The 8,550-nt window shown below is 68.0% G+C and carries 11 protein-coding genes and 2 pseudogenes; 2 read left to right on the top strand and 11 right to left on the bottom strand.

What is annotated here, in order from left to right; translation table 11 throughout:
* Positions 1–192, bottom strand: a pseudogene (locus ACIDOCELLA78_RS000000109535) (hypothetical protein); the annotation flags it as partial.
* Here ACIDOCELLA78_RS000000109535 and ACIDOCELLA78_RS000000109530 point away from each other — a divergent pair.
* A complete protein-coding gene (locus ACIDOCELLA78_RS000000109530; RefSeq protein ID WP_249676397.1) occupies positions 191–370 on the top strand; it encodes a hypothetical protein in 180 nt (59 codons plus the stop codon). The pseudogene ACIDOCELLA78_RS000000109535 and the gene ACIDOCELLA78_RS000000109530 sit on opposite strands and share 2 nt — an antisense overlap.
* Before the next feature lie 54 nt (positions 371–424).
* On the opposite strand, the gene ACIDOCELLA78_RS000000109525 is transcribed toward ACIDOCELLA78_RS000000109530, so the two are convergent.
* From ACIDOCELLA78_RS000000109525 to ACIDOCELLA78_RS000000109490, 8 genes and pseudogenes are all read right to left on the bottom strand, one after another.
* Entirely contained in the window at positions 425–1,981 is a 1,557-nt protein-coding gene (locus ACIDOCELLA78_RS000000109525; RefSeq protein ID WP_201729373.1) for a phage tail protein, read from the bottom strand.
* Positions 1,982–1,984: 3 nt separating this feature from the next.
* Positions 1,985–2,122 (bottom strand): hypothetical protein, encoded by a 138-nt coding sequence (locus ACIDOCELLA78_RS000000109520; RefSeq protein WP_201729372.1) that lies wholly within the window; start codon positions 2,120–2,122, stop codon positions 1,985–1,987.
* A gap of 10 nt (positions 2,123–2,132) precedes the next feature.
* On the bottom strand, positions 2,133–2,978 hold the full coding sequence (locus tag ACIDOCELLA78_RS000000109515) for a hypothetical protein (RefSeq protein WP_201729371.1): 846 nt from the start codon (positions 2,976–2,978) through the stop codon (positions 2,133–2,135).
* Positions 2,978–3,622, bottom strand: coding sequence for a hypothetical protein (locus ACIDOCELLA78_RS000000109510; RefSeq protein WP_201729370.1), 645 nt, complete (start codon positions 3,620–3,622; stop codon positions 2,978–2,980). The genes ACIDOCELLA78_RS000000109515 and ACIDOCELLA78_RS000000109510 overlap by 1 nt, the downstream gene beginning before the upstream one ends.
* Positions 3,623–3,629: 7 nt before the next feature.
* Positions 3,630–4,037, bottom strand: a complete 408-nt coding sequence (locus ACIDOCELLA78_RS000000109505) for a hypothetical protein (RefSeq protein WP_201729369.1) — start codon at positions 4,035–4,037, stop codon at positions 3,630–3,632.
* Between the two features lies 1 nt (position 4,038).
* A complete protein-coding gene (locus ACIDOCELLA78_RS000000109500; RefSeq protein ID WP_201729368.1) occupies positions 4,039–4,347 on the bottom strand; it encodes a hypothetical protein in 309 nt (102 codons plus the stop codon).
* Between the two features lie 13 nt (positions 4,348–4,360).
* Positions 4,361–5,682, bottom strand: a pseudogene (locus ACIDOCELLA78_RS000000109495) (DUF4043 domain-containing protein).
* Positions 5,683–5,781: 99 nt separating this feature from the next.
* On the bottom strand, positions 5,782–6,129 hold the full coding sequence (locus tag ACIDOCELLA78_RS000000109490; RefSeq protein ID WP_249676395.1) for a hypothetical protein: 348 nt from the start codon (positions 6,127–6,129) through the stop codon (positions 5,782–5,784).
* A gap of 100 nt (positions 6,130–6,229) precedes the next feature.
* Between ACIDOCELLA78_RS000000109490 and ACIDOCELLA78_RS000000109485 the strand changes: the two genes are divergently transcribed.
* Positions 6,230–7,057: an IS5 family transposase gene (locus tag ACIDOCELLA78_RS000000109485; protein WP_201727504.1), complete on the top strand. Its 828-nt coding sequence runs from the start codon at positions 6,230–6,232 to the stop codon at positions 7,055–7,057.
* An 80-nt stretch (positions 7,058–7,137) separates the two neighbouring features.
* Here the strand turns inward: ACIDOCELLA78_RS000000109485 and ACIDOCELLA78_RS000000109480 are convergent, their stop codons facing one another.
* Positions 7,138–8,223 (bottom strand): phage portal protein, encoded by a 1,086-nt coding sequence (locus tag ACIDOCELLA78_RS000000109480; protein ID WP_249676382.1) that lies wholly within the window; start codon positions 8,221–8,223, stop codon positions 7,138–7,140.
* Complete coding sequence (locus ACIDOCELLA78_RS000000109475) at positions 8,223–8,549, bottom strand: hypothetical protein (RefSeq protein WP_249676379.1); 327 nt, start codon at positions 8,547–8,549, stop codon at positions 8,223–8,225. The genes ACIDOCELLA78_RS000000109480 and ACIDOCELLA78_RS000000109475 overlap by 1 nt, the downstream gene beginning before the upstream one ends.
* Between the last annotated feature and the right edge of the window lies 1 nt (position 8,550).

The following is an 8,550-nucleotide window of genomic DNA, read 5'->3' as shown; positions in this document are numbered from 1 at the left end:
GGTCGAGGCGAAGAAGTCGAGCTTCTGCGCCACCGGCATGTCACCGCGATACACGCCCGCCGAGCTGAGCTTGAACACGACGCCCTCGAACTGGTAGGTCGAGGTCGATCCGTCAGTTTCATTCACATATTGATAGAGCGTTCCCGGCGGAATCGCCTGCCCCGACAGATAGGCCTGCTCGATCTGCGCCATGAAATCGTCGGCCGCCGAGGGTGCCGCGGTCGAGCAGGAAACTTCCCTGCCAGCCCCGCGGCAGTTCGGCGCCGAGCTGCACCCCGTCGAGCCGGTCGACGCGCACGCTCTGCGTCACCTGGCTCACCTCGAATCCGGTCACATGCGCAAGGTCGACCCGGCCGAACGGGCCCCATGACGACGAGCTGGCAATCATTGCCAACGGTAAACGTGTTATATGGCATCTGCTACCTCACACCGTGCCCTGGGGCAGGGTCTGCTGGCTGACCTGCACGGTCTGCCCGCCCTCGACATTGACGATGAACCGCTCGTTGATCGCCTGGTACTGCACCTGCACATCCGCCTGCACATACCCCAGCCCGGTGCGCGATGGCGGGTTGTTCGAGGCATCGCACACCACCGCGAAAGGCAGCGACCCGTTGGTGGTTCCCAGCATGCCCTGGCCGAGCATCGTGTTCAGGAAGGCCAGCAGCGTGCCGCGAATCCGGCGGAACAGCGTCTCGTTGACCAGTTGGCCGACATACTGACCCATCCCCGCCGACAGGGTGGCCGCGATGTAATTGGTCATGCGGGTGTAGTTGTCGCCGTTGGTGGCGCTGTCGGACGAGGCGTTGAACCCGCCGCGCACGCCCCAGAACGCCCCGCCCGGCTGCGGATTGGCGATCACGTCGATCCCGGCCGACATCAGTGCCGAAAGATCGGCCGAGGAATAGGTGCTTGTGGTCCCCGATACGGCGCGCCCCGATTTCTGGCTGCCGACGACGCCATAGAGCGGCTTGTTCAGCGAACTCTGCTCGGGCGAGAGATTGGCGAGCCGCCCGGCCGCAAAACCCTGCGGCGAGACCAGGCGGGTCAGTCCGTTCGCCTGATCGTACCACCAGATCCAGTCGCCGAACATCACCTTGGCGGCATAGGAATCGATCCCCGCCGCCTGTTTCGCCGCGACGGCATTGGCGATCGTGTCGCCCGGCGGACCGGCGAGGATCATGTAACAGCCTTCCTCAAGGCCGAAGGCGATCGTCGGGCTCCACTGCGTCGGATCGTCGAGATCGGCGAGCACCGCGAGTCCGCAACCCTGCCCGCGCAGCGCATACATCCCGCTCCGCGGCAGCGTGTCCTGGCCTACCAGCGACGCCGCGGTGAGCCCTCCCGCGCCATCGCTGCCCGGCGTGCCCGCCGAGAACGGATAGACACCGGGCGCCGGCGGGAACGACGACGTGCCCGCGCTCGCCACCACCAGCTCCGAGGCGCCGCGCAGCGGCCCCGTCCCCGCGTTCACCGCATTCGCCGCCGCCTGCCAGAACGCCGCCCCGGTGCCGGTGATGTTGTCGAACACTTCCGGCGTGCGCCCCGGCAGCGCCACGGTCAGCCGCCAGCTATTGGCCGCCGCCCCGGCCGAAACCGTCACCGTGATCGCGTTGCCGAGCGATCCGGTATACAGCGCCGTCAGCGTCAGCGCGCCCAGAATGGAAACCGCGGCCGCGGTGTCGGTGCCGTCGCTCACCCGCACGCAGCGGAAATTCGACGCCCCCTGCTGCACCGCCACGGCCACCGCCGTGCCCATGTCGTATTGCCGCGCCATCACCGGCCCGAAGGACGCGGCATACTCCCCCATCGAACCGACAATCATCGGCTCGCCCACCGGCCCCCAGGATGCCGAACCGACCACGCCAAGCACATCGGTCGGCACGCCATTGAGCAGCAGCGTCTGCGGCGGCACGATCTGCACATAAAGGTCGGGGACGATCAGCGCCGTCGTGTTCAGCGCGCCCGCCTGCGATATCGGCATGCCTCAGCCCTCCGCCGCAACCCGCACGACCGACCCCGCCCGGGCGGACGCCAGCACGGCGGCGATCTTCGCCTCGTCGACAATCGTGTCGCCCCGCCTGAAGCCCTCGAACGGCTTCAGCACCACCAGTTTGATCTTCATCGTCTCTCCTTCAGCCGGTCATGCCGGCGATGAACGCGCCATCCGCCGCGATCCCGCCGACCCCGAACAGCATGGCCGGCGTCGTCATCGCCTCGGTCGTCGGATATTCCGCGTCGTAAATGAGGTCCCGCCGGTACAGCCCGGCATCGATCGACTTGTCCGTGGTATCGGCGCCCACGAAGCGCAGCCGCGCCGTCGCGCCATCGGCGAGGCCGATGAACTGCGGCGCCGCCAGCGCGGGGTCGATCACCGCCGCCGCCGCATCCCGCGTCAGCGGGTCCGGGCACCACAACGAAATCCGGAACGGCTGCACCTGGCGCTTGATCTCCCGCAGCGCGACGCCCCCGGCCACGACGCGGCCGATCAACCCGCGCGCCGCCGGCACGCTCAGCGTCGTCCCCGCGTAATTCACCAGCCACCCCGCCGCGCGCAACAGGGCGGCGAGGTTGCTCGCCACACTCGCCGGCGTGTCGCGCGCCTGGACCGCATAGGGAAAGATCGCGCCATCGACAGCGATGCCGGCGAGCTGCCCCGCCACGCACTGCCCCGCGAACGTCGCCGTCATCCCCGCGACACTGACCGACAGCGTCGCCGGCACCGGCGCCACCTCGATCCATTCGCGCGGGTAGCGCGTCACGTTGCGCACACCCCCCGGCTCGGCGAACACGGTGGCGTGCATCACACCGCGCGCCAGATCCGCCTCCAGCGCCGGCGCGTTCGGCATGCCGCGATAGACCCGGCACGTCACCATCCCGTCCGGCCCCGCAATGGAAGACGCCGCCGCCGTCCCCGCCGGATAGGCAGCCGTCGCGATCAGCGCGACGATCGCGGTCTCGACATCCTGCTGCCCCGCCATCAGACGATGCTCGCCGAAAGCGCGAGCCGCCAGACCCCGCCGAACAGCTCCGCCTGCTCGATCACGAACTGCCGCCCGCGCGCATCGCGCACGATATCCGCCACCGCCGGCGCCAGCCCGCCGACCGCCGCAACGGCGGCGATGTAGCCCGGCGCGCGCGTATCGTCCGGCAACCCGGCCTCGCCATGCCTGCCGCCCCGCGCCGGCAGCAGCGCCGCCGGAAATCCGGCCAGCACGCCGCGCGCCCCGGCGCCGAGAACCGCCCCATAGGGGTTGATCCCCGGCGCCGCCGGCGCCGCCGGCCGCCAGACCGACAGCGTCTCGTTGCAGCGCGCCCCCAGCACTGGCGCCGGCGGCTCGTTGCTCACCACCAGGAACGTCCCGGCGGGCCCGACGACATAATCCCCGGCGCGCACATAGGCCTGGTCCAGCACCAGCTGCCGGTAGGGCAGGCCGAGCGGCGCCGGCCCACGCGCCGAGCCCGATACCGGCAGCACCATCACGCCAAGCCGTATCAACCGGTTCGCCGCGACGATCGGGCACGCCCCGTCGCGCGGCCGATAGGCGTCGCAGATCAGACCCGCCTTGCGCGCGGCCATGCCGCCGCCGAAGGCGATCCGGTCCGCCAGCCGCGTTCCATCCATGAAGACCTCAAACGATCAGGGTGATGCCATCCGAGGGGCCAAGCGCCGGCCCCGGCGGCAGGCCGAGAAACCCGCACAGCCGCCGCCGCCACTGGTCGAACAGCGCGGCGCGGTCGCGGACCTCGTTGGCGTTGTGCTGCCAGCCCGCGGCCGCCTCGGTGTCGAGATTGCCGCTCGCCTCCGGAATCGCGACCTCCAGCGCGGCGAGCGTGGCGAGGTAGTTCGCCACCACCGCCACCTCTGCCGGCGCCAGGTTGTTCATCCGGTATTCGAGCGTGCCGTAAGCCTGGAAGAACCGCCAGGACTGGAATCCCTCCGCCCCGGCGCCATAGGCCGGATAGCCGCAGAACCGCCGCACATCGACCTTCTGCGCCTCGCTCAGCGTGCCGGGCGCGCTCGAAACACTGCCCGACATGTCAGTAGACCGATCCGTCGCCGCGGGTGAAATAGACCGTGCCGGTGCCCGAGGCGAGCACGGCGCTCGCCTCGCTCACCAGCCGCCCGGCGTCGATCAGCATCCGCCCGCCCGGCGGCAGCGGCGTATCGGCCGTGCTTGCCGGGCTCATTCCCCCGGTGCCGAGCCGCACGAACGCGACCGCGCCCGCGGCGTTGTAGACGAGCAGGCTCGACCCGCCGCCGGCAAGCGGGGTCGAGGCCGCGCTGGTCGAGGCGGCGACGGCCGCGGTGCCCGATGGCCTGAAGGGAAGCGAGGACCCGATTGACATGTGCGCACCCTCCTCAGCCGATATGCTCGATCATCACCGCGCGCTTGAAGTTGGAATTGGTCGCGGTGGGCACGGTGTTCGGCGTCGTCGTGGTGTCGGACGGCGCGCAGAACCCGCCGATCCAGTACCAGGACTGGGCGATGATCTGCTGCAACCGGTCGATCGGCTCGCGCGTGACCATGGCGACACCGTCGATGATGTTCACCAGCGCATCCTTCGGCGCGACGTCTTCCGCGCCGATGCCGGCAAAATCCGCCTCGATCAGCGCACCCTTGCCGCAGACGATCGGCCGGCGGACATACAGCCCCGCCAGCGTGGGATGCGACTGCACATAGGCCTCGGTGGTGGTGATGAACCGCAACCCGAGAAAATCGTTGATCATGCCCTGGCGGAACACCGCGTTGCTCGACGTCGCCCCCTGGAACAACTGCCGGAAGTCAGGATCGGCGAACAGCTGCCGGGCCGAGACCGGATCGAGATAACAGTTGTAGACGCCATCGATTTCCGGCACCGCGTTCTGCCGCAGCGTCGCCACCGCATCGAGCAGGGCGGACATCGTCAGCGTGTCGGTCGCCTGCAGCGCGCTGGTCGTCGCCGCCCCCTGCGGCCGGACGATCGCGCTCGCCGTCGCGGCGCGCACCGCATTGCCGGCAGCACCGTCACTCACGCTGACATCGGCCGAAAACGTCAGGGTTCCCGAAATACCCCCGGCGCTGACGACGCGTTATTCACATCCGGCGTCACGCCGATCAGTGAATACGTATTCGCCCCGACCGACACGGTCAGCGGATAGCTCGCCGAAACCGCCGTCTGTGCGCCGTTGACGAACACGGTGGTGAAGCCGCGAATATCATCGACATCGATGGTCGGCGCCGCACTCGCCAGCGTGGCGCTCACCCGCGTGTTGCCACCGAAATACGGGGCGAACAGCGCGTTGCGCGCCAGCTCGTCAAGGCTGCGCGCCGCCTGCTCGCCATTGGTCGCGGCATTCTGCAGAAACTGCGAGGCGATGCCGACCCGGCTGGTGACCATGTTCAGGTCCTGCGTCGCGGCATAGAAATTCAGCGTCACGGTATACTGCTCGACACCCCAGCCCTGCGGCGTCAGCCCGTTGTCGAGATTGGTGTTTGTCGCGGCGGCCAGCGGCGTGGTGACCGAAGGCTTCAGCCCGGCGCGGGTCTTGGTCAGCGTCTCGCCGATGCCGACCGCGAAGTTCTCGCGATCAGCCACCATCCGGTAGCCGAGCCGCGAGCGCAGCGCCTGCTCGAATTCGCGCTCGAGGAAGCCCTGCTGGATGATCGGCTGCAGCGCGGCGGGAAAATTGGAAATACCCATGTCGTGTTCCTTCTGGATAACGCAATTCGCCGCACTCCGACGCGCGGAGCACGGTTGTCTGACAACGCGTTAATATTTTGAAAGCGGCTCGCGGCCGGCTCAGGCCCCGGCCCGGCGCAGCAGTTCGGCGCGCGCCGTGCGCCACTCGGCCTCGCTCAGCTCGGTCGCATGACGCGCCCGCGGCGGCTCCGCCCGCGGCACCGACGCCGTCGAGGATGACGACGGCGCGGCGAACAGCCAGGGCTTGTCCCGCTTCAGCTGTGCCATCAGCGCCGCCGCATCCGGCGCCACGCCGCCCTCGGCTGGCGTTACAACAGCCGGATCGATCAGTCTCAGCCCGTCAAGATCGATCATGCCGGCCCTCACCGCCTCGATCCTGAGTTCCGCCCGCCTCAGCCGCTCGGCGTGTTCGCGCCGCAGCGCCTCCATCGCCTGCTCGGCCGCCATCGCCCTGGCCTGCCAGTCCTCAGAGCCGGACCGAAAAAGATAGTTGAGCGATTTCAGTAAGTTGTGATTCAGTTCGTTTGCGAAGACGGACGGAGACACGATGACCTGGACTGAAATCGCTCGGCGACGATATTGCCGGGCCGGATTGCGCTACGCAAGCGACCTCACCGACGCTGAATGGGCCATGATCGAGCCGTTCATGCCCGCTCCGCAGCATCGAGGCCGACCCCGAAGGGTGGCGCTTCGAAGGATTGTGGAGGCCATCTTCTACATGCTGGCAACCGGCTGTCAGTGGCGCCAGATCCCGAAGGAATTCGCTCCGTTCACCACCGTGCAGGGGTATTTCTACCGCTTCTGTCGTGACGGCACGTTCGATCGCATCAATCACGTCCTAGTCATGCAGGCGCGGGAAATGGCCGGACGCGAGGCTTCGCCCACAGCCGGTGTGATCGACAGTCAGTCGGTCAAGACCACCGAAGCCGGCGGGCCGCGCGGGTTCGATGCCGGAAAGAAGATCAAGGGCCGCAAGCGCCACATCATCACAGATACAATCGGCCACCTCGTCGGTGCCGTCGTTCATCATGCCGGTATTCAGGACCGCGACGGGGCGCCCGACGTGCTCAAATCCGTCAAATCCCTGTATCCCTGGTTGCGGCACATATTCGCTGACGGCGGTTATGCCGGTCCTAAACTCAATGGACGCCTCGCCAAAATCGGCAAATGGACCATACAGATCGTAAAGCGCTCCGACGCCGCGAGCGGGTTTGAACTCCTGCCGCGGCGCTGGGTGGTAGAAAGAACCTTCGCCTGGCTCGGCAGATGCCGACGTCTCGCAAGGGATTTCGAGGCCACCGTTACCAGCGCCACCGCATGGCTCTTCCTCGCCCATATCCGCCTGCTCACACGAAAAATCGCCCGTCACCGATAGTCGCACTACCATTCAGATTCGGGCTCTCAGGCTCCGCCTGCGGCTCGTCAGGCGGCCCTCGTGCTCCGCGAATTCGTCGCTCATGCCTCGTTCCGTTCCAGTTGGTCCCCCTCATCGGCGATGCGCGCGAGTTCCGCCGCCGCATCCCCGATCACATGACTGGCGGCGAGACTCTTCACCGCCGTCTCGCGCGACATCTGACCCGCATTGACCAGCGTCGCGATCGCCTGCGCCTCCTTCAGCCGGTCATCGGCCGAGGCGGCATACCAGCGCGGCCAGCGCAGACTCAGCCGCAGGTCGGGATCGACCCGCGGCACCGTCCGGCCCATCACCCTCACATCGAACCGCGCCGCCGCCCGCAACGCCATCCGCAGCAGCGGCAGCAACCCACCCTCGCCATAGGCAATCCGCAGATTGTCGGCGAGCCAGATCAGTCCCTGGTTCATCAGCTCCAGCGCCCGACCCGATTGCGGCGCTGTCAGCCGATCGGCGCTGGCGCGATTGCCATGCACGCTCTCCAGCGCGAACTCGCGCAGCGTGCGGACATAATCGATCACTGCGGCCGAGGCGGTGCCGCCGATCTCCAGCAGCTTCGCATCGCCCTTTTCCGAAACGATCAGCGCATTCCCCGCACCCTTGACCATCTCGCGGTCGGTCGTCGCCGGCTCCTTGATCAGCAGCGTCGGATCGGAGGCATATTTCAGCCCGCGCCCGGCCTGCGACAGCTGATAGTCGATCTCGATGGACGTCTCGATCGCGGCGCGGAACGTGCAGGCGCCGTCGACCCCCTCGCCACCCGGCAGGTTGCGGATCCACACGATCGGCACGAATCCGAGGCCATGCCGCACGCTCCGTGCCCGGTCCGGCTCGGCGGGCAGGCCGGCGCCCACCGGCACCGGCTCGAACCAGATCTCGGCTTGCGCGTCCCAGCGCCGCTGGAACCAGTAGGTCTGAGCGGGATCGACCCCCTCATAGCCCTGGCCAATCAGCTCGGCGCCGCGCACCTTGTAGAGTTCGGTCACCTGTTCGAGCGTGTCTGGCGCATCCTCCCGCCAGCGCGGCGTCAGGTATTGCGTCTCCATCACCGAGCAGAAGAACCGCCCCTTCAGCACCCGCAGCAAAATCGCCACCGAGCCGACCGAGCCGCGCAACGCCGCGTCGATCATCACCTCATTGAGCCGGCATTCACCCAGAATGTCGGCCAGCAGCGTCTCGGTCGCCGGGTCCGCGCACTCGACCGCAGGGAAATGCCCGCGCTGAACAGCAGCGAAACCGAATCCTCCACCACGATCCGGCACAGGCCGTAGCGCACCGAAGGCCGCCGCGCCCGCAGCGGAACATACTCGCCCGCCCCGTTGCGCTCCTCCTGGAACGCGTAGGGCAGCGCGTCATAGATCGTCCCCTCCAGCACCCGGCGATAGATCTCCAGCCGCCGCGCCCGCGGCGCGAGGTGCGGATCGGCCGGAATCGTCTGGCAGATCGTCTCGAACATG

This window comes from Acidocella sp. C78, from assembly GCF_907164655.1.
This window is presented reverse-complemented; position numbering and strand designations above follow the sequence as displayed.

Bases quoted from the DNA above. Each gene is read 5' to 3' on its own strand.
- ACIDOCELLA78_RS000000109475 (WP_249676379.1), bottom strand. From the start codon at position 8,549: ATGTTCGAGACGATCTGCCAGACGATTCCGGCCGATCCGCACCTCGCG.
- ACIDOCELLA78_RS000000109485 (WP_201727504.1), top strand. From the start codon at position 6,230: ATGACCTGGACTGAAATCGCTCGGCGACGATATTGCCGGGCCGGATTG.
- ACIDOCELLA78_RS000000109505 (WP_201729369.1), bottom strand. From the start codon at position 4,037: ATGTCGGGCAGTGTTTCGAGCGCGCCCGGCACGCTGAGCGAGGCGCAG.
- ACIDOCELLA78_RS000000109490 (WP_249676395.1), bottom strand. From the start codon at position 6,129: ATGGCGGCCGAGCAGGCGATGGAGGCGCTGCGGCGCGAACACGCCGAG.
- ACIDOCELLA78_RS000000109525 (WP_201729373.1), bottom strand. From the start codon at position 1,981: ATGCCGATATCGCAGGCGGGCGCGCTGAACACGACGGCGCTGATCGTC.
- ACIDOCELLA78_RS000000109515 (WP_201729371.1), bottom strand. From the start codon at position 2,978: ATGGCGGGGCAGCAGGATGTCGAGACCGCGATCGTCGCGCTGATCGCG.
- ACIDOCELLA78_RS000000109500 (WP_201729368.1), bottom strand. From the start codon at position 4,347: ATGTCAATCGGGTCCTCGCTTCCCTTCAGGCCATCGGGCACCGCGGCC.
- ACIDOCELLA78_RS000000109530 (WP_249676397.1), top strand. From the start codon at position 191: ATGAAATCGTCGGCCGCCGAGGGTGCCGCGGTCGAGCAGGAAACTTCC.
- ACIDOCELLA78_RS000000109480 (WP_249676382.1), bottom strand. From the start codon at position 8,223: ATGATCGACGCGGCGTTGCGCGGCTCGGTCGGCTCGGTGGCGATTTTG.
- ACIDOCELLA78_RS000000109510 (WP_201729370.1), bottom strand. From the start codon at position 3,622: ATGGATGGAACGCGGCTGGCGGACCGGATCGCCTTCGGCGGCGGCATG.
- ACIDOCELLA78_RS000000109520 (WP_201729372.1), bottom strand. From the start codon at position 2,122: ATGAAGATCAAACTGGTGGTGCTGAAGCCGTTCGAGGGCTTCAGGCGG.